Annotated in this window: 23 protein-coding genes; 3 read left to right on the top strand and 20 right to left on the bottom strand. The window is 72.0% G+C overall.

Annotated elements, in window-relative coordinates; all coding sequences use genetic code 11:
- Nucleotides 1-135 precede the first annotated feature (135 nt).
- On the bottom strand, nt 136-2,178 hold the full coding sequence (locus ACUY4T_RS09510; protein WP_446018693.1) for a PhoX family protein: 2,043 nt from the start codon (nt 2,176-2,178) through the stop codon (nt 136-138).
- Between the two features lie 238 nt (nt 2,179-2,416).
- Here ACUY4T_RS09510 and ACUY4T_RS09515 point away from each other — a divergent pair, with 238 nt between their 5' ends.
- Nucleotides 2,417-3,235, top strand: a complete 819-nt coding sequence (locus ACUY4T_RS09515) for a DUF1206 domain-containing protein (RefSeq protein ID WP_446018694.1) — start codon at nt 2,417-2,419, stop codon at nt 3,233-3,235.
- An 83-nt stretch (nt 3,236-3,318) separates the two neighbouring features.
- Here the strand turns inward: ACUY4T_RS09515 and ACUY4T_RS09520 are convergent, their stop codons facing one another.
- The 18 genes from ACUY4T_RS09520 to ACUY4T_RS09605 form a co-directional block, all read right to left on the bottom strand.
- Nucleotides 3,319-5,085, bottom strand: a complete 1,767-nt coding sequence (locus ACUY4T_RS09520) for a proline--tRNA ligase (RefSeq protein WP_446018695.1) — start codon at nt 5,083-5,085, stop codon at nt 3,319-3,321.
- 41 nt (nt 5,086-5,126) lie between these two features.
- Nucleotides 5,127-6,257: a flavodoxin-dependent (E)-4-hydroxy-3-methylbut-2-enyl-diphosphate synthase gene (gene ispG, locus ACUY4T_RS09525; protein ID WP_446018869.1), complete on the bottom strand. Its 1,131-nt coding sequence runs from the start codon at nt 6,255-6,257 to the stop codon at nt 5,127-5,129.
- Between the two features lie 103 nt (nt 6,258-6,360).
- On the bottom strand, nt 6,361-7,401 hold the full coding sequence (locus ACUY4T_RS09530; RefSeq protein ID WP_446018696.1) for a YihY/virulence factor BrkB family protein: 1,041 nt from the start codon (nt 7,399-7,401) through the stop codon (nt 6,361-6,363).
- An 80-nt stretch (nt 7,402-7,481) separates the two neighbouring features.
- Entirely contained in the window at nt 7,482-8,213 is a 732-nt protein-coding gene (locus tag ACUY4T_RS09535; RefSeq protein ID WP_446018697.1) for a hypothetical protein, read from the bottom strand.
- Nucleotides 8,214-8,230: 17 nt separating this feature from the next.
- A complete protein-coding gene (locus ACUY4T_RS09540) occupies nt 8,231-8,872 on the bottom strand; it encodes a hypothetical protein (protein ID WP_446018698.1) in 642 nt (213 codons plus the stop codon).
- Nucleotides 8,873-8,901: 29 nt separating this feature from the next.
- Complete coding sequence (locus ACUY4T_RS09545; RefSeq protein WP_446018699.1) at nt 8,902-9,639, bottom strand: hypothetical protein; 738 nt, start codon at nt 9,637-9,639, stop codon at nt 8,902-8,904.
- 108 nt (nt 9,640-9,747) lie between these two features.
- On the bottom strand, nt 9,748-10,824 hold the full coding sequence (locus ACUY4T_RS09550) for an alpha/beta fold hydrolase (RefSeq protein WP_446018700.1): 1,077 nt from the start codon (nt 10,822-10,824) through the stop codon (nt 9,748-9,750).
- Between the two features lie 99 nt (nt 10,825-10,923).
- Nucleotides 10,924-11,577 (bottom strand): CoA transferase subunit B, encoded by a 654-nt coding sequence (locus ACUY4T_RS09555; RefSeq protein WP_446018701.1) that lies wholly within the window; start codon nt 11,575-11,577, stop codon nt 10,924-10,926.
- 2 nt (nt 11,578-11,579) lie between these two features.
- Nucleotides 11,580-12,353, bottom strand: coding sequence for a CoA transferase subunit A (locus ACUY4T_RS09560; RefSeq protein WP_446018702.1), 774 nt, complete (start codon nt 12,351-12,353; stop codon nt 11,580-11,582).
- A gap of 15 nt (nt 12,354-12,368) precedes the next feature.
- A complete protein-coding gene (locus ACUY4T_RS09565; protein WP_446018703.1) occupies nt 12,369-13,280 on the bottom strand; it encodes an alpha/beta hydrolase in 912 nt (303 codons plus the stop codon).
- Nucleotides 13,277-14,023, bottom strand: coding sequence for a 3-hydroxybutyrate dehydrogenase (locus ACUY4T_RS09570; protein WP_446018704.1), 747 nt, complete (start codon nt 14,021-14,023; stop codon nt 13,277-13,279). Before ACUY4T_RS09570 ends, ACUY4T_RS09565 begins: the two co-directional genes overlap by 4 nt.
- Entirely contained in the window at nt 14,020-14,682 is a 663-nt protein-coding gene (locus ACUY4T_RS09575) for a TetR/AcrR family transcriptional regulator (protein ID WP_446018705.1), read from the bottom strand. The genes ACUY4T_RS09570 and ACUY4T_RS09575 overlap by 4 nt, the downstream gene beginning before the upstream one ends.
- Complete coding sequence (locus tag ACUY4T_RS09580; protein WP_446018706.1) at nt 14,679-16,244, bottom strand: class I adenylate-forming enzyme family protein; 1,566 nt, start codon at nt 16,242-16,244, stop codon at nt 14,679-14,681. Before ACUY4T_RS09580 ends, ACUY4T_RS09575 begins: the two co-directional genes overlap by 4 nt.
- Nucleotides 16,237-17,325 carry a branched-chain amino acid ABC transporter permease gene (locus ACUY4T_RS09585; RefSeq protein ID WP_446018707.1) on the bottom strand — a complete coding sequence of 363 codons (1,089 nt, stop codon included), beginning with the start codon at nt 17,323-17,325 and terminating at the stop codon, nt 16,237-16,239. Before ACUY4T_RS09585 ends, ACUY4T_RS09580 begins: the two co-directional genes overlap by 8 nt.
- Nucleotides 17,322-18,197, bottom strand: coding sequence for a branched-chain amino acid ABC transporter permease (locus tag ACUY4T_RS09590; RefSeq protein ID WP_446018708.1), 876 nt, complete (start codon nt 18,195-18,197; stop codon nt 17,322-17,324). The genes ACUY4T_RS09585 and ACUY4T_RS09590 overlap by 4 nt, the downstream gene beginning before the upstream one ends.
- Nucleotides 18,197-18,928, bottom strand: coding sequence for an ABC transporter ATP-binding protein (locus ACUY4T_RS09595; protein ID WP_446018709.1), 732 nt, complete (start codon nt 18,926-18,928; stop codon nt 18,197-18,199). Before ACUY4T_RS09595 ends, ACUY4T_RS09590 begins: the two co-directional genes overlap by 1 nt.
- Nucleotides 18,925-19,680, bottom strand: coding sequence for an ABC transporter ATP-binding protein (locus ACUY4T_RS09600; RefSeq protein WP_446018710.1), 756 nt, complete (start codon nt 19,678-19,680; stop codon nt 18,925-18,927). The genes ACUY4T_RS09595 and ACUY4T_RS09600 overlap by 4 nt, the downstream gene beginning before the upstream one ends.
- A gap of 36 nt (nt 19,681-19,716) precedes the next feature.
- The gene (locus ACUY4T_RS09605) at nt 19,717-20,931 is read right to left on the bottom strand and encodes a substrate-binding domain-containing protein (RefSeq protein WP_446018711.1); all 1,215 of its coding nucleotides are present in this window, start codon (nt 20,929-20,931) and stop codon (nt 19,717-19,719) included.
- A 149-nt stretch (nt 20,932-21,080) separates the two neighbouring features.
- Between ACUY4T_RS09605 and ACUY4T_RS09610 the strand changes: the two genes are divergently transcribed.
- Together ACUY4T_RS09610 and ACUY4T_RS09615 are read left to right on the top strand one after the other, a co-directional pair.
- On the top strand, nt 21,081-22,265 hold the full coding sequence (locus ACUY4T_RS09610) for an acetyl-CoA C-acetyltransferase (RefSeq protein ID WP_446018712.1): 1,185 nt from the start codon (nt 21,081-21,083) through the stop codon (nt 22,263-22,265).
- An 89-nt stretch (nt 22,266-22,354) separates the two neighbouring features.
- The gene (locus ACUY4T_RS09615; RefSeq protein WP_446018713.1) at nt 22,355-23,635 is read left to right on the top strand and encodes a low temperature requirement protein A; all 1,281 of its coding nucleotides are present in this window, start codon (nt 22,355-22,357) and stop codon (nt 23,633-23,635) included.
- 45 nt (nt 23,636-23,680) lie between these two features.
- On the opposite strand, the gene ACUY4T_RS09620 is transcribed toward ACUY4T_RS09615, so the two are convergent.
- The gene (locus ACUY4T_RS09620; protein ID WP_446018714.1) at nt 23,681-25,006 is read right to left on the bottom strand and encodes a M50 family metallopeptidase; all 1,326 of its coding nucleotides are present in this window, start codon (nt 25,004-25,006) and stop codon (nt 23,681-23,683) included.
- Nucleotides 25,007-25,015: the final 9 nt, after the last annotated feature.

Genomic DNA, 25,015 nt, shown 5'->3' on the forward strand with positions numbered 1-25,015 from the left:
CTTCTCTGCCTAATTTGCTATGGTTAGAGGGGGGGGCTGTGTGTCTTGGGTTGTGGGGGGGGGCGGAGAATCCGGTGGTGACATGGGTGGGGGGGGGGGCCCCCCCCCCCCCCCCCCCGCCCGGGTCCGGACCGCTCAGGCCCTCCAGACCTGCACGACCGAGGGCCTGGGCGCGACCACGCCGCCGTCGGCGGTCGAACCGAAGTCCGGGAACAGGGACGTGGGCGACGCGAACGTGCCGTCCTCGCCCGGGTGCTGCACGGCGACGAGGACCATCCCCTCCTCGGCGCGGATGACGGGACCGCAGGTCTCGGCGTCCCGCGGCACCGAGAGGAACTGCTGGACGCGGCCGCGCTCGGCGCCCTCGAGCGGCACCTTGAACAGGCCGTCGTTGCGGCGGATGGTCGACGGGGCGCCGTCGGTGGAGATCCACAGGTTGCCCTCGCTGTCGAACGCCACGTTGTCGGGGCAGGAGATCGGCGAGACGAGCTCCTTCGGGTACCCGGCGAAGTAGGTCTGCCCGATTCCGGCCGGGTCGCCGCACAGCAGCAGGATGCTCCACGCGAAGCGCGTGCCGCCCTGCCCGTCGAGCTCGGTGAGCTCGATGACGTGGCCATCGCGGTTCGTCGCGCGGGGGTTCGCCTCGTCGACGGCGTAGTCGAGGCCGCGTCGCGTGTTGTTGGTGCACGCGATGTAGACCCTGCCGGTCGTCGGGTGCGGTTCGACGTCCTCGCAGCGGTCCATCTTCGTCGCGCCGACGAGGTCCGCCGCGAGGCGCGTGTTCACGAGGACCTCATCGATCGCCATTCCGGGGACGACGCTCCGGCCGTTGCGGGTCAGGGCGACCCACTCCCCCGAGCCGTCGAACGCGCCGTCGGTCGGCAGCGCCCCGGTCCCCGTGATCTCCGCCGCGGGAGAGTTGCCCGAGAACCGGGCCACGAACAGGTCGCCCTCGCTCAGCAGGCGAAGGTTCTGCTTCCGCGCCGCGGCGTCGGCACGGTTCGGGTTGAACCGGTGCTTCGACACGAACTTGTAGAGGTAGTCGCCGCGCTCGTCATCGCCCATGTACGCGACCACGCGGCCGTCCTCGGCGACGTGGACGTTGGCGCCCTCGTGCTTGAAGCGTCCCATCGCGGTGTGCTTGACCGGCGTCGAGGCCGTGTCCTGCGGGTCGATCTCGACGATGTAGCCGAACCGGTTCGCCTCGTTCGCGTACCCGGCCGCGGTGCCGTCGAATCGAGGGTCCCATGTCTCCCAGCCGGTCGACGTCGCGGACTGGCGGAAGCCGTACCGCGCTCGCGCGGGCGTATCGGCGGGTGCGGAGAAGTAGCCGTTGAAGTTCTCCTCGCCCGACAGCACGGTGCCCCACGGCGTCGTCCCGCCGGCGCAGTTGCCGAGGGTGCCGCGCACGATGCGACCCGTCGGGTCGGCCGCGGTCGTGAGCAGGTCGGAGCCGGCGGCGGGACCGGTGAGCTCGAACTCGCTCTCGACGGTCAGACGGCGGTTCCGACGCCCATCGACGACGATCCGCCAGGGACCGCCGACCGCGTCGCGCTCGACCTCCACGACCGCCATCCCCTGGGCCATCTTGAAGATCTCGCTGCGGGTCCGCAGTTCGGCGGGGTCGCCCGTCGGCGGGAACATGATGCCGGGGTTCACGTACTCGTGGTTCGCCACGAGGACGCCGGTGAGCCCGCCTTCGTCCGCGATCACGTCGAGGTAGTCGTTGTTGTACCCGAACTGCCGCGCCTGCGCCGCGGGCGTCTGGTTCGCGAGGTCGAAGACCGGGGCGTCGGAGAAGATCGGGTCGCCCCAGCGCACGAGCGCCTGCCAGCGGTAGCCCGTCGGCACGGTGAACTCGTCGACCGTCGAGGCGACCGGGGCGATGGGGGCGAACGGCAGCCCGGATGCCGCGGCTGAGGCGACGCCCGGGATCGCCTGCGCGGACGTCGCACGGAGGGCGTCGCCGAGCCCGATCGCGATCGCGCCCGCGGCCCCCAGGCCGAGGACGGACCTGCGCGACAGCGCGGTCGACGCGAGCGCGCGGAACTCGGGGTTCGCCGAGGTGTTGCACTCCGGTCCGAGGCACGCGTCGGCGCACTTCAGCCGGCACGTCACCGGCGAGCGCTTCCCCTTCGCGTGGTCGACGACGGAGAGTCGGAGTTCGGGCAGGGCCATGGCAGCTCCTCGTTCTGGCGCGCATGCGCGACGCGGGTCGGCGGATGCGGCGAGCCTCGCGGCGACGGGTGACCGGCGCGAGGATCGCCGTCGACCGGGAGGTGAACGCCGATGGTCCCGTTCGCGAACGCCGAGCGGCTCCGAGCGTCGCCGTCGCGCCGTAGCACCCCCTCGGAGCCGGACGCAACCTCCGTCGTACCCCTGCCGCCGAGCGGGGCGCTTTCACTACGCTGTGCGCATGACATCATCGGCATCGTCGACCGGCAAGTCCGCTGCCAGCGCAGCGCAGAATTCGCGCATCTTCGAGATCGTGGCCCGCATCGGCTACGTGGTCCTCGGGATCGTCCACATCGTGATCGGCGCGATCGCGGTATCCGTCGCGCAGGGCGCCGGCGGCGAGGCGGATCAGGGCGGGGCGATGCAGCAGGTCGCCAGCTGGCCGTTCGGTCTCCTCCTCCTCTGGGTCATCGCCCTCGGGCTGTTCGCCCTCGCGATCTGGAACGTCACCGAGGCGTTCCTCGTGCGCGAGGACGACGCGAAGAAGAAGTGGGGCTACCGGATCAAGTACGTGGGTACGGCGATCGCCTACATCGCGATCGGCATCACCGCGCTCACCTACGCGCTCGGAGGGCGATCGAACTCCGACCAGTCCTCCGAGACGCTCAGCGCCCAGCTGCTCGCCGCGCCCGGCGGCGTGTTCGTCCTCGTCCTCATCGGCCTGGTCACCCTCGGCATCGGCGTCGCCTTCGTCTACCGCGGTGCGACGCGCAGGTTCGAGAAGCGCCTGCTGCTGCCGGGCAACGAGGCGACCCGCAAGGGCATCCTGACGTTCGGCATGGTCGGCTACATCGCGAAGGGCATCGCCGTCGCCATCATCGGCGTCCTGTTCGTCATCGCCGCGGTCACGGCCGACCCCGAGGCCGCGGGCGGGCTCGACGCCGCGCTGAAGAGCCTCGTGGGCCTGCCGTTCGGCGTGTTCATCCTGTGGCTCATCGGTGCCGGCCTCGTGGTCTACGGCATCTTCTGCTTCGCCCGGGCACGCTACGCGAAGATGTGAGCCTCGCCCGTCGAACGCGACGCCGAACGCCCCCGCCGCCCGTCAGGGCGCGGGGGCGTTCCGCGTCGGCGACTCCGGCGGGCTCAGCGCCCGAGCGCGGCGCGCACGCCGTCGATCGGCGTGCTCGTCCGGTCGCCCGTCGCCCGGTCCCAGACCTCGACGACGCCGTCGGCCACGCCGCGACCGGCGATCACGATCGTCGGCACGCCGATCAGCTCGGCGTCGGCGAACTTCACGCCCGGTGAGAGCTTCGGGCGGTCGTCGAAAAGCACGTCGAGGCCGGCGGACTCGAGGTCGGCGACGATCCGCTCTGCGGCGTCGAACGCCGCCTGGTCCTTGCCCGTGGCGAGCACGTGCACGTCGAACGGCGAGACCGACGCGGGCCAGACGAGCCCCTTGTCGTCGTTGTGCAGCTCGGCGATGATCGCGAGGATCCGCGTCACGCCGATGCCGTAGGACCCCATCGTGACCGTGGCCAGCTTGCCGTTCTCGTCGAGCACCTTGAGCCCGAGGGCCTCGGCGTACTTGCGCCCGAGCTGGAAGACGTGCCCGATCTCCATGCCCCGCGCGAGTTCGACCGGTCCCGAGCCGTCCGGTGCCGGGTCGCCCTCGCGGACGTTGGCGGCCTCGATCGTGCCGTCGGCGACGAAGTCGCGGCCGGCGACGAGGCCGAAGACGTGCTTCTCGTCGAGGTTCGCGCCGGTGATCCACTCGGTGCCGTCGACGACGCGGGGGTCGACGAGGTAGCGGATGCCGGTCGACGACTCGGCGCCGAGCACCGCGCCCTCCGCCGACCACGGACCGATGTAGCCCTTCACGAGTCCGGGGTGCTTGGCGAAGTCCGCGTCGGTGGCGGCCTCGACCTCGGCCGGGGCGAAGGCGACCTCGACGCGCTTGGCGTCGACCTCCCGGTCGCCCGGGATGCCGACCACGACGACCTCGCGACTGCCGTCCGGGTGGGTGAGGGCGAGCACGACGTTCTTCAGCGTGTCGGCGGCGGTCCACGCCCGTCCGTCGGGCCGCGGGTACTCGCGGTTCGCCAGGTCGACGAGCGTGGCGATCGTGGGCGTGTCCGGCGAGTCGAGGATCTCGGCGGCGGGCAGCCCCTCGAAGGGGATCGACTCGGGCGCGAGCGTCGTGAACGCCTCGACGTTCGCGGCGTAGCCACCGGCCGAGCGCACGAACGTGTCCTCGCCGACCGGAGTGGGGTGCAGGAACTCCTCGCTCTTGGAACCGCCCATCGCGCCGGCGTCCGCCTGCACGATGACGTACTCGAGTCCGAGGCGGGTGAAGATGCGCTCGTACGCGTCGCGCTGCGCCTGGTACGACGCGTCGAGGCCGGCATCGCTGACGTCGAACGAGTACGCGTCCTTCATCGTGAACTCGCGGCCGCGCAGCAGACCAGCCCGGGGGCGCGCCTCATCGCGGTACTTGTCCTGGATCTGGTAGATCGTGAGCGGCAGCTCCTTGTACGACGAGTACAGGTCCTTCACGAGCAGCGTGAAGACCTCCTCGTGCGTGGGCGCCAGGAGGTAGTCCGCATCCTTGCGGTCCTTCAGCCGGAACAGCGCGTCGCCGTACTCGGTCCAGCGGCCGGTCTGCTCGTACGGCTCGCGCGGCAGCAGCGCCGGGAAGTGCACCTCGTGGGCCCCGGCGGCCTCCATCTCCTCGCGGACGACTCGCTCGATCTTCGCCTTGACCCGCAGACCGAGCGGCAGCCAGGCGAACACGCCCGGCGCCTGGCGCCGGATGTAGCCGGCGCGCACGAGCAGCTTGTGGCTCGCGACCTCGGCGTCGGCGGGGTCTTCGCGGAGTGTGCGGAGGAAGAAGTTCGTCAGGCGTGTGGGCACCCGAAGATTCTAGCGAGGCGCGGATGCCGCGCCCGCGCCGCCTACGGGGTGACGACCGTCGGCGAGCCCACGGGTGCGTCGGCGCCCATCTCGTCGGCGATGCGGTTGGCCTCGGCGATGAGCGTCTCGACGATCTCGGCCTCGGGCACGGTCTTGATGACCTCGCCCTTGACGAAGATCTGGCCCTTGCCGTTGCCGGACGCGACGCCGAGGTCGGCCTCGCGCGCCTCGCCGGGACCGTTCACGACGCAGCCCATGACGGCGACGCGCAGCGGCACGCTCATGCCCTCGAGCCCGTCGGTGACGTCGTTGGCGAGCTTGTAGACATCCACCTGGGCGCGGCCGCACGACGGGCACGACACGATCTCGAGCTTGCGCTCGCGGAGGTTGAGCGACTGCAGGATCTGCAGGCCGACCTTGACCTCCTCGACCGGCGGGGCCGAGAGCGAGACGCGGATGGTGTCGCCGATGCCCTCGCCGAGCAGGATGCCGAACGCAGTGGCCGACTTGATGGTGCCCTGGAACGCGGGGCCGGCCTCGGTCACGCCGAGGTGCAGCGGCCAGTCGCCCCGCTCCGCCAGCATCCGGTACGCCTTGACCATGACGATCGGGTCGTTGTGCTTGACCGAGATCTTGAAGTCGTGGAAGTCGTGCTCCTCGAAGAGGCTCGCCTCCCACACCGCCGACTCGACGAGCGCCTCGGCGGTCGCCTTTCCGTACTTCTGCAGCAGGCGCGGGTCGAGCGAGCCGGCGTTCACGCCGATGCGGATGGAGACGCCGGCCTCCTTCGCGCGACGCGCGATCTCGCCGACCTGGTCGTCGAACTTGCGGATGTTGCCGGGATTCACGCGCACCGCGGCGCACCCGGCGTCGATGGCCGCGTAGACGTAGTTCGGCTGGAAGTGGATGTCGGCGATGACCGGGATCTGGCTCTTCTTCGCGATGATCGGCAGGGCCTCCGCGTCGTCGCGGCTCGGCACGGCGACGCGCACGATGTCGCAGCCCGACGCGGTGAGCTCGGCGATCTGCTGCAGGGTCGCGTTGATGTTCGGCGTGGGCGTCGTCGTCATCGACTGCACGCTCACGGGAGCGTCGCCGCCGACGAGCACCTTGCCCACCTTGATCTGGCGCGACTTGCGTCGGGGAGCCAGGACTTCGGGGACCTTGGGCATTCCGATGTTCACTGCAGGCACGCTGCCAGTCTAGGGCGACGCCGCTGGGCGGCACCTCCATCGAACGGATGGCCCGTGACACCCGCGGGGACCGCCAGCGGACTCAGTCCGACGCGTCGGACCGTGCGGCGGCGGCCTCGCGGCGGATCGCGCGACCGAGCCGGCGGTCGCGCCATTCGGCCTCCTCCGCACTCGCCAGCCGGCTCGTCCCGCGACGGGGCAGGTTCATCCGCTCCTCCGCCGGGATGCCCGCCTGGAGCTGGCGTGCGCGCTCCAGCTCGGCGTTGAACTCCGCGCCGAGCAGCAGCGCCGCGTTGGAGATGAACAGCCAGAGCAGGAACACGACGATCCCGGCGAGCGACCCGTACGTGCGGTCGTAGTTGGCGAAGTTCGCGACGTAGAGCGCGAATCCGGCCGAGGCGATCGCCAGCAGCGCGATCGCGAGCAACGCGCCCAGGCTGATCCAACGGAACCTCGGCTGCCGCACGTTGGGCGTCGCCTGGTAGAGCAGCGCGACCACCAGCACGACGACGACGGCCAGGATCGGCCACTTGGCGATCTCCCAGGCGACGCGCACCGTCTCGCCGAGGCCGAGCAGCGAGCCGATCGCCTCGGTGACCGGCCCCGAGACCACGAGGATCACCGCGACGATCGCGACGAGCACGATCGCCGCGACCGTGATGAGCAGTTGGTAGGGCCGCAGCTTCCAGAACGGCCGCCCCTCGTCGACCTCGAAGATCCGGTTCATGGCCCGGGTGAAGGCCGCGATGTACCCGGATGCCGACCAGAGCGCGATCACCAGCCCGGTGACGAAGCCGAGGCCCGCTGCGCTCGAGCCGGCGAAGTCCCGCAGCGGCTCCGCGACCACCTCCAGCGCCGATCCGGGTGCCACCTGCTCGGCCAGGCCGAGCAGTTCCCGGATGGCGCGGCCGTCCTGACCGACGAGCGCGAGCAGCGAGGTGACCGCCAGGAGCCCCGGGAACAGCGCGAGGGTGCCCCAGTAGGTCAGGGCGGCAGCGGTGTCGAGGCACTCGTCGTCGATGAACTCGCGGGCCGTGCGGCGCGCCACGTACTTCCACGCGCGCGGCGTGATCTCGGTGAGCGTGTCGGGCTTGCGCGGGTCGCGCGGGTCGAGCTGTTCCATGGCTGCCCCCTCGGCCTGGTCCGTCACCCCATCCTCGTCGCGACCACGACATCGCGCGAGGGGGTGGCGCCCGCCGAGCCTCAGGCGCAGCCCTCCGCGACGTCGGCGGGAGCGCGGAGCAGGGTCACGGTCTCGTCGGCGGACGGCGGCGTCTCGCGCATGCCGATCGCCCCGGAGAACGTGAGGCTCACCCCCACGGTGTTGGTTGCTCCTCCGGCGCGCGCGACCTCGAGGGTCTCGACCGCCCACCCGCTGCAGGTCCACAGCTCGGGGTCGATCGGCTGCGAGAGCTGGTCGGTGCGGTCTCCGACCCGGCCCGCGGCCGAGGTGATCGCGGCATCCCCGACCTCGGACGCCTCCGCCAGCGCGATGAGGCGCGGCCAGACCAGGTTGTCGAGATCGGCGTCGACGCGGCGCTGCTCGTCGTACTGCGTCTCGATGAGGCGGAAGCCGTCCCAGCGGTGCTCCACGCCGCCCGGGAAGTGCGGGGACGCCTCGATGGGATCGGAGACGGGATCGGCGCCGAACACCGTCGTCAGCGTCGCGACCGCCTCGGCCGGATCGCCCATGTAGTCCACCTCGGCCACGACCGAGCCGCCGTCATCGATGAGTTCGAGCACGTCGGGTCGCAGCACCACCGCGACGACCGCCTCGAGCGGGTCGGCCGGTTCGGCGGATGGCGATGCGCTGACGGGCGCCGGCTCGGCCGGCGGGGCCGACGCCGGGGCCGGCTCAGCGGCGCAGGCTGCCAACGGGAGGACGAGCGCGGCGACGAGCGCGGCGCGGAGGCGCGAGTACCGGGTACGGATCATGACGGCTCCCTCGGTGTTCATTCGCAGACGTCGGTGGAGATCGGCGAGCTGATGTATCTGACGGTCGGCGAGCCCTCCACGGCGACGCCGCGCGTGCCGACGATCTCGGCCATGAGCGAGTTGCAGGCCGTGCGTTCGAGGTCGTCGGGAGCCGGATCGCCGACCGCGAGCCCATCGACGGTGACCAGTCGGAGTCCACCCGCCGCGGCGGCATCGAGCTGGACGCCCCACGTCGGCGCGTCGGGAACCTCGGCCACCATGCCGACCGGGTACTCCATGACGGCCAGCCCGTTCCAGCGATGGAAGGTGCCGGTGCCCTCGGTGAACTGCGACTCGTAGGTCTCGACGGCGGGCTCGCCGAGCAGGTCGGTGAGCCGGGCCAGCGCGGCGTCGACGGGCTCGGCGTAGGGATCGCGAGCGCCCTCGATCGGCTCGCCCGCTCCGTCGAAGTACTCGACCGCATCGGCTCGTACGAGGATCGCGGCGACCTCCGGCTCGGGGTCTGGGGCGTCGGGCGTCGGCGACGCCGTCTCGACGGATGCCGCTTCGGAGGCCGTGGGCGTCGGCGAGCCATCCGAGCTCGGCGCGCAGGCGGCGAGGGCCAGGCTCGCCGCGATCACGAGGGCGGGAAGCATCGCGGCACGGGTTCGGCGGATCATGGGACTTCGCTCGTTCGATCCGGGCATCATCAGACCGTGTTCGCGCCGAGGTTCACGGGCGCGATGAGCGTCGGCTCCGCGACGGGGCCGGCCACCTGCACGATGACGGAATAGGCGTTCGGCATCCCCTCGATCACCTCGGGTCCGAGCTCGGAGCCCGTCTCGAGCGGGACCTGGACCCAGTCCGGGCCGCCCGGATGGTCCACGCGTCCCTCGAGTGCGTCGATGTCACCGCCGACGGCGAAGCCATCGCCGGCCATCACTGCGACATCGCCGACGGCGGCTGCGGCGGCGACGACCGAGACGTTCATGTTGCGCACATCGGGCCGGTCCTCGTCGATCCAGTCCCGCTCGTCGTCGTCGGTGAAGTACCCCATGTGGTCGTCGACGACACGGAAGCCGTCCCAGTGGTAGATCGTCATGCGCGGTGCCTCGCAGCACACCCCCGCGAACTCCTCGATCTCGGCGTCGCTGCCGAACACGGCGGCGAGGGTCTCGACGATCGCGACGGCCTCGTCGTCGTACGAGACCTCGGCCACGACCGTTCCGCCGGCGTCCGTGAGGTCGAGGCCCTCCGGGCGCATCACCACCGTGGTGACCGACTCGAGCGGATCGGCACTCGGCGTCGGAGCCGGAACTGCGGTCTCGGGCGCACCCGAGGGCTCGGCCGCGGGAGCGGGCTCTGTGGCGCAGCCGGACAGCGCGAACGCGAGTCCGGCGGCGAGGGTCAGGGCGGGCAGCGCGGCGCGGCGCGAGGGTCGGGTCAACGGAACTCCTGTTCGGAAGGGCGGTGGGGAACCGTCGTGCCCAGCATGGCAGCGGGGGTGCGCCGTCAGGCGCACCCCCGCGTCACGAATCGGTATCGCTTCTCCGCTTCAGGCGGCGGCCGCATCCTCGCCGCCCACGTGCGCGAGCAGCTCGCCGACGAACCGCTCGGGCTCCTCGAGCAACGGCGAATGGCCGGAGGCCTCGAACACCGCCTCACGATAGGTGCCGCCCTGCTCGGCGTAGCGGTCGAGCACCGCCCTGGTCTGCGCGATCATCGGCTGCGGCGGTGCGACGTCCGGCCCGGGCCAGCCCGGGATCACGCCGAGCGCGCCGAGGTGGTTGAGGTCGAACAGCGACGTGTCGGACACGATGACGTCGTTCGCACCGCGGATCCACAGGATCGGCGGCTTCCGCTCCAGGTCGGCGATGCCGCTGACGTCGAAGTGCGTCGGCGCCATGGTGTTCAGCACCCCGCGGTCGCCCGGCGCGAAGCCGGGCCAGTTCTCGGAGGCGCGCGAGTCTCCCGGGTAGTTGCCCTCGCCGATCGCGGTCGTGAGCATCGACTCGACCCAGAGGTCATCGTGGTCCGACGTGAAGCCGGGCGTGACGTAGGTGCCCAGGTAGACCGAGCGCGGTGACGACGGCGCGTCGGCGGTCCGATCGCCGCCTTGGAGCCGCGCGATGAAGTCGGGGTTCGCTCCCCCGCCGCCCGAGCCTGCGGCATCCGGCGTGAGCAGCCGGCCCGCGGCATCCGTCGCCCCGAAGCCGTAGGGCGACACGGGGTTCACGAGCGTGACGGATGCCACGGGCAGCTCGTGCTCGAGGAGCGCCTGCATCACGACGCCGCCGCCCATGCTCCACCCGACCAGGTGCACCTCGTCGAGCCCGAGGGCGTCGACCACGGCCGCGACGTCCTCGGCGTAGTCGCCGAGGCCGCGGGTGGCGTCGACCGGCCGCACCTCGCTGCCGCCGAAGCCGCGGAGGTCCACGGCCAGTGCGCGCACGTCGGCCGGGAGGGCGAGCATGGTCGGCTGCCAGAACAGCGACGACGACACGTTGCCGTGGACGAAGAGCACGGTCGCACGCGGGGCGTCGGCGTCTTCGGCGGGGCGCTCGATCACCTGCGCGGTGTAGCGCGGTGTCACGAGCTCGTGCACGACGATGCCGGGGAGGATGTGGTCCATGTGGCGCTCCTTCGGGCCTGCTGGGTGTGATGCGGATGATGCGGGTCGGAACGGTGGATCGGGGCGGCCGCCGGCGGGCCGGGACCGCCCCGGAATCGGCTACGTGGCCAGCGCGGTGACGCCGGAGGTGTCGAGGGCGGGCTGGGTCTTCTCGACGACCTCGTCGACGGTGACGCCCGGCGCCACCTCGACGAGCTTCAACCCGTCGGGCGTCACGTCGATGACGGCGAGGTCGGTGATGATCCGGTCGACGACGCCCTTGCCCGTGAGGGGCAGCGAGCAGGTATCGACGATCTTCGGCGAGCCGTCCTTGGCGACGTGCTCCATGAGCACGATGCGCTTCCGGGCGCCGTGCACGAGGTCCATCGCGCCGCCGGGGCCCTTGACCATCTTCCCGGGGATCATCCAGTTCGCGAGGTCGCCGTCCTTCGACACCTGCATGGCGCCGAGGATGGCCGCGTCGACCTTGCCGCCGCGGATCATGCCGAAGCTCGTGGCCGAGTCGAAGTAGGCCGCACCGGGGAGCACGGTGACGGTCTCCTTGCCAGCGTTGATCAGGTCGGGGTCGACCTGGTCCTCGGTCGGGTACGGTCCGACGCCGAGGATGCCGTTCTCCGACTGCAGCACGACGGTGACGCCGTCGGGCACGTAGTTCGGGACGAGGGTCGGCAGGCCGATGCCGAGGTTCACGTACGAACCGTCGGCGAGCTCCCTCGCCGCGCGCGCGGCCATCTCGAGCCTGGTCAGCGCCATGGTCAGTTCCCCTCTCGCACGGTGCGGCGTTCGATCCGCTTCTCGATGTCGCGACCCACCTCGACGATGCGGTCGACGAAGATGCCGGGCAGGTGCACGGCGTCGGCGTCGATCTCGCCCGGCTCGACGAGCTCCTCGACCTCGGCGATGCAGATGCGACCGGCCATCGCGCAGAGCGGCGAGAAGTTGCGGGCCGACTTGTCGAAGACGAGGTTGCCGTGCCGGTCGCCCTTCAGCGCGTGCACGAGCGCGAAGTCGGTCGTGATCGCCTCCTCGAGCACGAACTCGCGATCCTCGCCGCGCATCGTGAAGGTCTGCACTGGCTTCGGCTTCGAGGCGATCGCGATCGACCCGTCGGCGGCGTACTTCTGCGGCAGGCCTCCCTCGGCGACCTGCGTGCCGACGCCGGTCTGGGTGAAGAACCCGGCGATGCCCGCACCGCCGGCGCGGAGCTTCTCGGCGAGCGTGCCCTGCGGCGTCAGCTCGAGCTCGAGCTCGCCCGAGAGGTACTGCCGCTCGAACTCCTTGTTCTCGCCCACGTACGACGAGGTCATCTTGCGGATCAGGCCCGCACCGAGCAGGACCCCGAGGCCCCAGTCGTCGACGCCGCAGTTGTTCGAGACGACCGACAGGTCGCCGACCCGGCGCTCGAGCAGCGCCTGGATCAGAACCATGGGGATGCCGCAGAGCCCGAACCCGCCGACGGCGAGCGACGCGCCGTCCGGGATGTCGGCGACCGCCTCAGCGGCCGATCCGACGGTCTTGTCCAGTGTCATCGTGTGACCTCCTCGTCAACGCGTCCCGACGGATGCCGCGGCGTCCGCCTCGGCGAGCCGAGGTTCCACGATCGCGGCGACCCGCGCCGCGCCCGCATCCGTCATGACGATGGTGTAGTGGTTGAGCTCCGCGACATCGGTGACGCGGAGCGCCGGCATCCGTTCTGCGGTCGCCGCCACCCGATCGGCAGGGTACAGGGCCTCGGGCTGGTCGAGCAGCCCGCGCCCGGCGCGGATGAAGTCGACCGGCGCGGGAAGGCCCTCGAGCTCCGCCGCGTAGCCGTCGCCGCCGTCGAGCTCGAGCACGTTCTGCGCCACCGCGTCGGCGACGGACGAACTGCGCAGCTCGGGGGCACTGCCGACGAGGTCGTAGGCGACGTAGTCCGCGATGCGCTCGTCCCACGCGGGCCCGATCGCGGGATGGGCCTTCCAGAACTGGTCGTACGCGGCCCCGTCCGCAAACCGCATGGCCAGCCGTGCGATCGCCGGCCCGAGGACCGCCGCGGCCACCTCGTCGGGCGCGAGGCCCTCCGGATGCGGGATCGGCAGCCCACCGTCGACGAGCACGACGCCCGCGACCCGGTCCGGGTGCGCCGCCGCGAACCGCACGGTCACGAAGGCGCCCATCGAGTGGCCGACCACGAGCGCGCGGTCGATCCCGAGCGCGTCGAGCAGGCGGGCCTGGTCGTCGGCGTGGTCGCGCAGCGACCACGGTCCGGGCAGGTCGGCCGAGCGCCCCCGACCGCGCAGGTCGGGAGCCACGATCCGGCGCGCGGGCAGCGCGTCGGCGACGTGGTGCCAGGCGCGGTGGCTCGCGGTGATGCCGTGGATGGCGAGCATGGGCGTTCCGGCGGCGTCCGCGCGCCACTGGCCGCCGGCGAGATCGCCGCCGCGCACGGGCGCGGTGAACGGGGCCGGACCGGTCATCGCGCGCTCCATCCGCCGTCCATCGTGTAGCTCGCGCCAGTCACCATCCGGGCGTCGTCGCCCGCGAGCCACCGGACGAGGCTCGCGACCTCGGCCGGCTCGGTGAGGCGCTTGATCGCCGATTCGGTCAGCATCACCTTCTCGACGACCTGGTCCTCGGGGATCCCGTGGACCTTCGCCTGGTCGGCGATCTGCTTCTCCACGAGGGGGGTGCGCACGTAGCCCGGGTTGACGCAGTTCGACGTGACCCCGTGGGGTCCGCCCTCGAGCGCGGTCACCTTGCTGAGCCCCTCGAGTCCGTGCTTCGCGGCCACGTACGCCGACTTGTAGGGCGAGGCGCGCAGCCCGTGCACGCTCGAGATGTTGATGACGCGACCGAACCGGCGCTCGTACATGCCGGGCACCGCGGCCCGGATGAGCAGGAACGGCGCCTCGAGCATGACCCGGAGCAGGAGCGAGAACCGCTCCGGCTCGAACTGCTCGATCGGGCGCACGTGCTGCAGGCCGGCGTTGTTCACGAGGATGTCGACGTCGAGGGCGAGGTCGGCGAGCGCCGCGGTATCGCCGAGGTCGACCGTCCAGGCGGCGCCGCCGATGCGCTCGGCCGCGGATGCCGCGGCCGCCCCGTCGAGGTCGGCGATGGTCACGTGGGCACCCGACTCCGCGAGCGCCTCGGCGCACGCCAGTCCGATGCCGCTCGCACCCCCGGTCACGATCGCCCGGCGTCCGGAAAGCTCGGTCATGCGTCCTCCTCGTCGCTGCGGCGCGCGCCCCGTCCGAGGGCGCCGCCGATGAATCGCATCATCTCGTCGAGCACGTGCTCGGGCACCGCGCTGGTGCCCGACGCGGTCGGGTCGGCGTCGTCGCCGGCCCCGCCCTCGCTCCCCCACAGCACCCAGCGCATGCCGATCATCTCGCCGATGCCCATGAGCGCCCAGGCGGCGACCGTCGGGTCGACGTCGCCGATCTCGCCGTCGAGCTGCGCCAGGCGCAGCCCGTCGATGTAGCCCTCGACGATGCGCGTGTAGTGCAACCGGAGCGACTCCGGCGAGACGAACTCCGCCTCCCGGACGATCCGGTACAGGGCCGGGTGCTCGGCGGTGAACCGGAAGAACGCGGCGAAGCCCGCGCGCTCGGCCTCGAGGCGCGTGGCCGCGGAGGCCGCGCCCTCGCTCATCGCCTTGCGCACCCGCTGGTTCAGGTCCTCGACGAGCTCCTCGAAGATGCGCAGCTTCGTGTCGAAGTACAGGTAGAAGGTGCCCTGGCCGACCCCGGCGCGCTCGGTGATCCGCGAGACGGACGCCTCGGTGTAGCCGTGCTCGGCGAACACGTGCTCGGCGGCCTCGAGCAGCCTCCGGCGCGTCTTCTCCCCGCGCGCGGTGCGCGGCGCGGCGGCGGTCACGATCGCACCGCTTCCGACTCGCGGACGGCTCGTTCGGCCAGCACCCGCCGCAGCGTCTTCGACGCCGTCGACCGGGGGATCTCGTCGATGAACCGGATGTCGCGCGGCACCTTGTACCCGGCGAGGGAGCCGCGGGCGAACTCCGTGAGCTCCGCGGCATCCGTGATCGCGCCGGGCCGCAGGACCACCCATGCCGAGCCGGCCTCGCCCCAGCGTTCGTCGGGCACGCCCACGACGGCGACGTCGGCGACGGCGGGGTGCCCGATGAGCACCGCCTCGACCTCCGCCGGCGAGACGCCCTCGCCCCCGGAGATGTAGACGTCGGTGAGCCGGTCGACGATCGTGAAGTAGCCGTCGGCGTCGCGCCGGACGAGGTCCCCGGTGCGGAGCCGGCCGCCGCGCAGTGCCTCGGCCGTGGCGTCGGGATCCCGGAAGTAGCCCGCGAACACGCCGGGACCCGAGACGAGGAGCTCGCCCTCGGCCTCACCGTCGAGCAGTTCGCCCGTGGCCGGGTCGGCGACCGCGACGTCGACGTGGGCGTACGGCAACCCCGCCGAGCCGACGCGGCGGGTGGCGTCGCGATCGGGCAGGCAGAGCACGTTCGGCGACGCCTCGGTGAGCCCGTATCCCTGCGTGAGGGCGACGCCCCGCGCGTGCCAGGCGCGCAGCAGCGCCGGGGGCATCGGCGCACCGCCGACGACCGCATGCCCGAGGCTCGAGAGGTCGGTCGCGGCGAAGTCCGGGTGCTGGGCGAGGAAGAGGTAGTTCGCCGGCACGCCCATCATGGTGGTGATGCGACGCTCGGCGATGAGGTGCAGCACCCGGCCCGGATCGAAGGTCCGCTCGAGCACCACGGTGGCACCGGACCACCACGCCAGCAGGGGCTGGATGTTCCAGCCCCCGACATGGAACTGCGGCATCACCGACAGCACGACGTCGTACTCGGCGATCGGGATCGTCTTCGACAGCGAGAGGTTGGTCCAGAAGCAGTTGGCGTGCGTGAGCACCGCGCCCTTGGCGCGCGAGGTCGTGCCCGAGGTGAACACGATCAGCAGCGGGTCGTCGTCGTGCACGGCCCGGCGCGTGGCCGGCGGCACCGCGCGCGGGCCGGGATGGGGCACGTCGCGCTCGACGCCGTGCGCGCCGAGGGCGCTCGTCGGCAGCCGGCGGGCCAGCCGCTCGAGGGCGGCGCGCGCCAGGCTCGCGAACTCGTCCTCGACGAGCAGCAGGACCGGATCGGCGAGCTCGAGCTGCTCGGCGAGCTCCCGCGGCGAGAGTCGCCACGACAGCGGCACCAGGACGAGCCCGGCTTTCGCGCAGGCGAAGAACAGCACGACGTGGTCGGCGCTGTTCCCGGTGAGCGTCGCGAGCCGGTCGCCGACGGCGTACCCGGACCCGCGGAGCGCCGCGGCGAGGCGCTCGGCGCGTTCGTCGAGCTCGCCGTAGGTGACGACGACCCCGCGATCGTCGATGGCCACGGCGTCGGGCGCGGTCCGCGCGCGATCGGCGGTCCATCGGCCCAGGGTGCAGGGCCCGTCGTGGACGGGGGGTGCGTCAGGCATCGACCGCCTCCTCGCGTTCGGCCGGATGCTGCCGCCTCCCGGTGCGGATGCGATCGGGAAGTCCGGCGATGCCCCCGGGGAGGAACAGCACCACGAGCACGAACAGCGTGCCCAGGATGAACAGGGGCTCGGACAGCGGCACACGGAGCACGTCGGGCAGCGCGGCGACCGCGTCCGAACCGGCGAGCGCCGTGAGCCGCTGGTCGAGCAGTGTGTAGACGATACCGCCGACGATCGCGCCCCAGCGCGCACCCACCCCGCCGAGCACCACGATGACGAGGAGGGTCAGCGTGAAGTCGGCCGTGGCCACCCGCGGCGCTGCGCCGGACTGCAGGAGCAGGTAGCCCATGCCCGCGACCGCGGCGAGCACCGAAGCGACGATGAACACGAGCAGCTTCACGTCGTACGGGCGGATGCCGATGACGTGCACGCGCAGCTCGTTCTCGCGGATCGCCTCGGCGACGTGGCCCGCGCGGCTGCGTTCGACCCACAGCACCACGAGGTACACGACGACGAGCACGCCGAGCGCCATCCAGTAGAGGTTGCGGGTGTCGACGACCCCGACGAGTTCGGGCGGCACGTTCGCGGTGTCGAGCGAGAGCCCCTCCTCGCCGCCCGTGGCCCCGGCGGGGTTGCGGCGGATGAGCACGGAACCGGCCTGGGCGAAGGCGAGCGTCACCATCGCGAACGAGATGCCCGTGACGCGGAGCGCGAGCGAGCCGACGGTGGCGGCGAGCAGCAGCCCGGCGACCAGCGTGATGCCGATCGAGACGACGAAGATCGCCGGGCTCGGCCAGTCCGACGGCCCGAACGCCTCGAGCGTCATCGCGAGGCCGTACGCTCCCGCGGCGAAGAAGAGCGCGTGCCCGAAGGACAGGAGGCCGGCGAGGCCGAACATCATGCGGTAGCTGAGGGCGAGCGCCGCGATGAGCAGCGCGAACGCGAGCATCTGCAGGGTGCCCGGCGTGTACGTCGGGCCGGGCAGCACGCCCGGGATGTCGATCGCGAGCAGCGGCAGCACCGCGAGTCCGGCGACGAGCAGGATCCCGCCGATGACGAGGCGGAGCGACGTGGCGGTCATGCGGCCTTCCCCAGGAGTCCACGCGGGCGGATGAGCAGCACGGCGGCCAGGAGCACGACGACCACGAGGTCGCCGGTGCCGCCGAGGAAGAAGTTCGCGAACTGCTGCAGCACGGCCACGAGCACCGAGGCGATCGCGGCGCCGGTGAGCGAGCCGAGTCCGCCGATCACGGTGACGATGAACGCGAAGATGAGCAGCACCGAACCGAGGTGCGCCGAGACGTACCCGTAGTAGACGGAGGCCAGCACGCCGCCGAGGCCGGCGGCGGCGCCGCCGATCGCGAACACCAGGGTGAACGAGCGTCGCACGTCGATCCCCAGCGCCGTGACCATGTGCCGGTTCTCGACGCCGGCGCGGATGATGAGCCCGTACCGCGTCCGGCGCAGGAAGAGCACGATGCCCCCGAGCACGAGGCCCGCGCACAGGATGAGCAGGAACCGGTCGTTGGGGATGCGGGCGCCGAGGATCTCGGTGGTCTGCGTGAGCCACGCCGGCCGGTCGGTGTAGATCGGGTCGGAACCCCAGATGCCCTCGAACAGCGCGACCGCGGCGAGCGAGATGCCGACCGTCACGAGCGCCTGCTCGATGTGGCGCTCGTAGAGCCGGCGGATGACGAGGACCTCCGTGAGCACCGCGACGGTCGCGCCGACGACGATGCCGACGGCCATCGAGACGAGCAGGCCGGTCCAGGTGCCGTCGGAGATGCGACGACCCGCCTCCCAGCCGAGGAACGCCGCGATCGTGAGGAACGCGCCGTGCGCGAAATTGAGCACGCCCATGAGCCCGTAGATGAGCGAGAGCCCGCTCGCGACGAGGAAGTAGAGCGCGCCGAGCCCGAGCCCGGTGATCAGGAGGAGGACGACGGTGTCCATCAGGCGGCCTCCCGTTCGTCGTGCACGCCGAGGAAGCGCTGCACGCGGTCGTGGTCGTCGAGGAGCTCGTCGGCCGTGCCGGTGAACACGACCCGGCCCGACGAGAGCACCACCACGCGCTCGGCGAGGCGGCGCACGACGAGCAGGTTCTGCTCGACGAGGAGGATCGGGGCGGTGCGCGCGGCCTCGGCGAGCGCATCGGCGACCTCGTCGACGATGCGCGGGGCGAGCCCCTTGGTCGGCTCGTCGACGAGCAGGAGCCGGTTCTCGTTGACGAGCGCCCTGGCGAGCGACACCATCTGCTGCTGGCCGCCCGAGAGCGTGCCCGCGCGCTGCTCGAGCCGGGCCTGCAGGTCGGGGAACAGGGACGCGACGAGTTCGCGGCGCGGCGTCCGGTCGCGTTCGGCCAGGCGCAGGTTCTCGGCGACGGTGAGCGAGCCGAAGACCTCGCGGTCCTCGGGCACGTAGGCGACGCCGCGCTGCACGATCCGGTGCGTCGGCATCCGGTCGATGCGCTCGCCGGCCAGGCGCACCTCGCCGGAGCGGTCGATGAGGCCGAGGATCGACCTGATGGTCGAGGTCTTGCCGACGCCGTTGCGGCCGAGGAGGGCGGTCACGCCGGTCGCGGGCACGTCGAAGGAGACGTCCTCGACGACCTGCTGGCCGGCGATGCGTCCGTGCAGGCCCCGGATGCTGAGGATCGGCTCGGCGGCCGTGGGCTCCGCGCTCATGCGGCGGTGCCGAGGTAGGCGGACTGGACGGTGGGGTTCGCCATGACGGCCTCCGGTGAATCGACGGCGAGCAGTTCGCCGTGGTGCATGACGGCGACCCGGTCGGCGAGGCCGAGCACGACGTCCATATGGTGCTCGACCATGAGCACGGTGCGCCCGCCGCGGTGGAGCCCGCGGATCACCTCGGTGAGCGCGGGGACGTCGGCTGAGCCGACGCCCGCCATGGGCTCGTCGAGGAGGATCACGCGGGGCTCCATCGCGATGAGCATCGCGATCTCGACCTTGCGCTTCTCGCCGTGGGCGAGGCCGGAGGCGACGGCGTCGGCCCGGTGGGCCATGCCGACCTCGTCCAGCGCCGCGAGGGCCCGCCGGGTGGCGGCATCCGTGCGCCGCGGCGTGCGGAACACGGATGCCGCGCTGCCCTCGCGCACCTGGGCGGCGAGCCGAACGTTCTCGCGGACGTCGAGCGCCGGGTAAAGGCTCGAGGTCTGGAACGTCCGGCCGAGTCCGGCTGCCGCGCGTCGGTGCACGGGATGCCGCGTCACGTCGGCGCCCGCGAGGCGCACCACGCCGCCGGTGGGCCGCAGCACGCCGGAGGCGACGTTGAACAGCGTCGTCTTGCCGGCCCCGTTCGGGCCGATGACGCCGAGCATCTCGCCCTCGGGCACGGCCAGCGAGATGTCGTGCAGCAGCTGCGCGCCGCCGATGCGGAGGGTGACGTGCTCGAGCTCGAGCGCCGGCCGGTCGGTCATGTCGGTGCGGTTCCGATCGTGAGGTGGCGGATCAGGTCACTTGCCGTCGACGACCGGCGGTGCGACCGTGTCGGCGTCGACGGTCTCGACGAGCTCGGGCTCCCACCCGGCGTCGCCCTCGGCCAGCGCGACCTGGAACATCGGCTGGATGAGCGCGTGGTCCTCCGCCCGCACGGTGACCTCGCCCTTGACCGAGTCGAAGGTCCAGCCCTCGAGCGCGTCGATCATCGACTCGACGTCGTCGCCCCCGCCCTCGCGGACGGCCTGCACGATCATCTGCGCGGCCACGAAGCCGTCGACCGAGAACAGGTCGGGCTCGGCGCCCGCCTCCTCGAGGTGCTCGATCATCGCCGCCTCGACCTCGGTGCCGGCCGCGCCGCCGAAGTAGTGGTTGAGGAACGAGATGTCGCCCGACGCGTCGCCGTACGCCTGGTAGGTGGCGACGTCGCCGAGCCCGGTGACGACCGTGGTGGCGTCGAACACGCCCTGCTGCTGCAGCGAGGTCCACATCGCGCCGGAGGAGGCGCCGGCCCATGCGACGAACACGAGGTCGGGCTGCGCGGCGATGATCTGCTGCGCGAACGGCGTGAACTCGGTCGCGTCCTCGGCGACGAGCACGCCCTCGACCTCGGCGCCCTGGCCGCCGAGCACGCCCTCGACGCCGGCGAGGTTGCCCTGGCCGAACGCGGTGTCCTGCGCGAAGACGACGATCTTCTTGCCGGCGGGGTCGCCGATGAAGGTCCCGGCCGTCGCGACGTCCTGGTAGGTCTGCCGACCCGAGCGGAACGTGTACTCGTTGACGCCGGTGACGGCGTCGGTCGCGGCGGGACCGGAGATGTAGAGCACCTCGTTCTGCTCGGCCTGCTCGGCGAGCGAGGTGGCGATCCCGGACACGACCGTCCCGGCGAGGATCATCGTGCCCTGGCCGATGAGGTCCTTCGCCTTGGCGACGGCGGTGTCGGGGTTGCCCTGGTCGTCCTCCCACGTGATCTCGAGCTCGCGTCCGTCGACCGCGCCGGTACCGTCGGTGGCGTAGTCGAGCCCGGCCTCGAAGCCGGCGGTGTACGCCTCGCCGTAGGCCGCGAGCGGACCGGTCTGGGACGTGATCATGCCGATCGCGACGGGCGCGGCGTCCGCGCCGTCGTCCTCGCCTCCTCCGGCGGCGCTCGTCGGTGCGCAACCGGCGAGCGCGATGGCGGTGGCCGCGGCGGCGACGAGCGCCGGCGCGAGGTACTTCGGTGTAACTCGCATGCTGAGAGCCTCTCTGGGTGACGACGATGTCAAACCTGACAACTGGTTCAGGTCTCAGGAACGTACACTAGGGGCCAACGCGCACGACGCGCAACCCGATCCGGGTGCGCACCATCCCCGCGCACCCCGAGACGAAGGAGTCCACCCGAATGAGCTTCCCCGACGTCGTCATCGTCGCCGGCGCCCGCACCCCGTTCGGCCGCATCGCCGGCAACCTCGGCGGCCGCACCGCCGTCGAGCTGGGCACGGTCGCCATCCGCGGCGCCCTCGAGAAGGCCGGCGTCTCACCCGACGACGTCGATGCCGTGATCATGGGCCAGGTGCTGCAGGCCGGCGCCGGCCAGAACCCCGCCAAGCAGTCGGCGGTCGCCGCCGGGATCCCGTGGCGCGTGCCGGCGATCACGCTGAACAAGGTGTGCCTCTCGGGGCTCGTCGCCGTGACGGATGCCGCCCGGCTCATCCGCCTCGGCGAGGCCGACGTGGTCGTGGCCGGCGGTCAGGAGTCGATGACGAACGCCCCGCACGTGCTCCCGGGCTCCCGGAAGGGCCACCTCTACGGCGCGATCGAGCTGCTCGACACCACCGCGCACGACGGCCTGACCGACGCGTTCGACCACGAGTCGATGGGGGCGTCGACGGAGCGGTTCAACGAGCGGTACGGACTGGGCCGTGCCGAGCAGGACGAAGTGGCCGCCGCCAGCCACGTCCGCGCCGGAAGGGCGCAGGCCGACGGCCTCTTCGACGCCGAGATCGTGCCCGTCGAGATCCCGCAGCGCAAGGGCGATCCCATCGTCGTGACGACCGACGAGGGCGTGCGACCCGACTCGACGCCCGAGACGCTCGGCCGGCTCCGCCCGGCCTTCGCCGAGGGCGGCGCCATCACGGCCGGCAACTCCTCGCCCATCTCCGACGGCGCCGCGGCCGTGGTCGTCGCGAGCCGCGCGTGGGCCGAGGAGCGCGGCCTGCCCTGGCTCGCGATCGTCGGCGCCTCCGGCCAGGTCGCGGGGCCCGACAACTCGCTGCACTCCCAGCCGTCCAACGCCATCGCGGCCGCGCTCGACCGCGCCGGGTGGCAGGCCGGCGACCTCGACCTCGTCGAGATCAACGAGGCGTTCGCCGCGGTGTCGCTGCAGTCCATGAAGGACCTCGCGCTCGACCACGAGAAGGTGAACGTCCATGGCGGTGCGATCGCCCTCGGCCACCCGATCGGCGCGTCCGGCGCCCGGCTCGCCCTGCACGCCGCGCTCGAGCTGTCGCGCCGGGGCAGCGGCAAGGCCGCGGTCGCGCTGTGCGGCGGGGGCGGCCAGGGCGAGGCGCTCCTGCTCTCGCGCTAGTCGCCTCCGGTCCGGGTGACGCGCCCGCGTCGACGCTGATGCAGACTGTCAGCACGACGCGGGCGCGAGCCCGCCCCGGGAGGGGCCGCATGAGCGAGACCAGCACCGACGACGCCCGGCACGCGGCATCCGCGCCCGCGCGTCTCGACCACCGACTCCGCCGGATGACCGGCCGCGATCCCGCGGAGCCGCACCGCTCCGCCACCCCGCTCGAGCTGTTCTTCGACCTCGTGTTCGTGGCCGCGTTCAGCGCCGCCGGGAGCCAGACCGCGCACCTGCTGGAACTCGGCCACTTCGCCGCCGCCACGGCGGGCTTCGTCTTCGCGGTCTTCGCCATCGCCTGGGCGTGGATCAACTTCACGTGGCTCGCCTCCGCGTACGACAACGACGACGTGTACTTCCGCGTCGCCACGATGGTCGTGATGATCGGCGTCATCGTGCTCGCACTGGGACTCCCGGCGACGTTCCGCTCGATCGACGAGGGCGGCGAGCTCGAGAACGGCGTCGTCGTCCTCGGGTATGTGATCATGCGCGTCGCCGTCGTCGCCCTCTGGCTCCGAGCGGCGCGCCACGACCCGCCACGGCGGCGCACCGCGCTCACCTACGTCGTGCTCGTCTCCACGGCCCAGGTCGGTTGGATCGCGCTCCTGCTCGTGAATCCGCCGCTCCCGGCGACCTTCGTCGTGTGGCTCGTGCTGGTCGCCTACGAGATGGCGGGACCGGTGATCGCCGAACGGGTGGGCGGCGGCACGCCGTGGCATCCGCACCACGTCGCCGAGCGGTACGGCCTGCTGGTCATCATCACGCTCGGCGAGATCGTCCTCGGCACCATCCTCGCGATCAACGCCGTGGTCGAGGAGCAGGGCTGGGACCTCGAGGCCGTGCTCGTCACCGTGGGCGGCACGACGCTCGCGTTCGGGCTGTGGTGGGTGTACTTCACGATGCCGTCGGCTGCGGTGCTGGCCCGCCACCGCGAACGCGGGTTCGTCTGGGGCTACGGCCACATCGTGATCTTCGGCTCGCTCGCCGCCACCGGCGCGGGCCTGCACGTGGCCGCCTACGTGATCGAGGGCCTCGCGCACATCGACGACACCCTCGCGGTGCTCACCGTGGCGGTGCCCGTCGCCGTGTTCTCCACCGCGCTGTTCGCGATCTACACCGCGTTGCTGCGGCAGTTCGACCCGTTCCACATCCTGCTCTACCTCGGCAGCCTGGTGCCGCTCGCCGCCGGAACGGCATGGGTCGCCGCCGGAGCGACCATGGGCACCGGACTCCTGGTCGTCGCGGTGTCGCCGCTCGTCGTGATCGTCGGCTACGAGACCGTCGGACACCGCCACCAGGCGGCCGCGCTCGAGCGCGCGCTCGCCTGAGCCCGCCGGGCCCGCGGCATCCGATCGCCGCGACCGACGGGCGGGTCAGAGCACGCTGATCGGCTTGACGAGGTCGGCGTAGATGAGCAGCGCACTCATGCCGCCGAGCACGACGACGACGGCGAAGGTCAGCGGCATCAGCTTCGCGAGGTCGACCGGCCCCGGGTCCGGCCGGCGACGCAGCTTCGCCCACCCGCGTCGGATCGCCTCCCAGAGCGCACCGGCGACGTGCCCGCCGTCGAGCGGGAGCAGCGGGATCAGGTTGAACACGAACAGCGCCACGTTCAGCGACGCGAGCATGCCGATCATGAACGCCGCGCGGGAGGCCACCGGCACCTCGTCGAGCGCCGCGACCTCGCCCGCGACGCGTCCGACGCCGACGACGCTGATGGGGCCCTCCGGGTCGCGCTCCTCGGGGCCGAACGCCGCTTCGGCGACGTCGACCATGCGCTGCGGCAGCGTGAACACGATCCCCGCGACGCCGGCGAGGGTGTCGCCGACCGTCGGCAGCACTTCGGAGGCGGGCTGCCGCACCGTCTCGGACACCGGCGCGATCCCGATGAACCCGACGTCCACGGTGACCGGCTCGCCGGCGCCGTCCTCGACGACCCGGCCGCGGTCGTCGGTCACGTAGCGCTCGCTGAGCAGCGGCGTGACCTGGAGCGTCAACTCCTCGCCGTCGCGCACGACGACCACGTCGATGGTCTCGTCGGGGTGCTCGCGGATGATCGCCGTCGACTCCGCCCAGCTCGAGACCTCGGTCCCGTCCACCGACACGATCAAGTCGCCGGGCTCGAGGCCGGCCTCGGCGCCCGGGGCGGCGGGGTCGCCGGGCTCGCAGGCCTGGCGCTCGCTCGTCGCCGGCAGCGCGCATTCCGACACCGACGCGATCGTGGTCGAGGGCTGCGCCACGCCGAATCCCATGAGCAGGACCGCGAACAGGATGACGGCGAGCAGGAGGTTCATGAACGGTCCGCCGAGCATGATGACGATGCGCTTCCAGACCGGCAGGAGGTAGAACGCGCGGTGCTCGTCGCCCGGCGTGATGGACTCTGCGCTCGAGGCCCGCGCGTCCTGCACGAGCGCTCGGAGGAAGCTGGTGCTGCCCTCCCCGGTGTGCCCGTCCTTGCCGGGCGGGAACATCCCGATCATCGCGATGTACCCGCCGAGCGGGATCGCCTTCACGCCGTACTCGGTCTCGCCGCGCCGCTTCGACCAGATCGTCGGGCCGAACCCGATCATGTACTGGGTCACCTTGACGCCGAAGAGCTTGGCCGGAACCAGGTGGCCGATCTCGTGCAGGCCGATCGACACGGCGAGCCCGACGACGATGATCAGGACGCCGACGATGAAGGCGAGCACGGATTCCACCCCGTCATC

It is taken from the genome of Agromyces arachidis, from assembly GCF_052805135.1.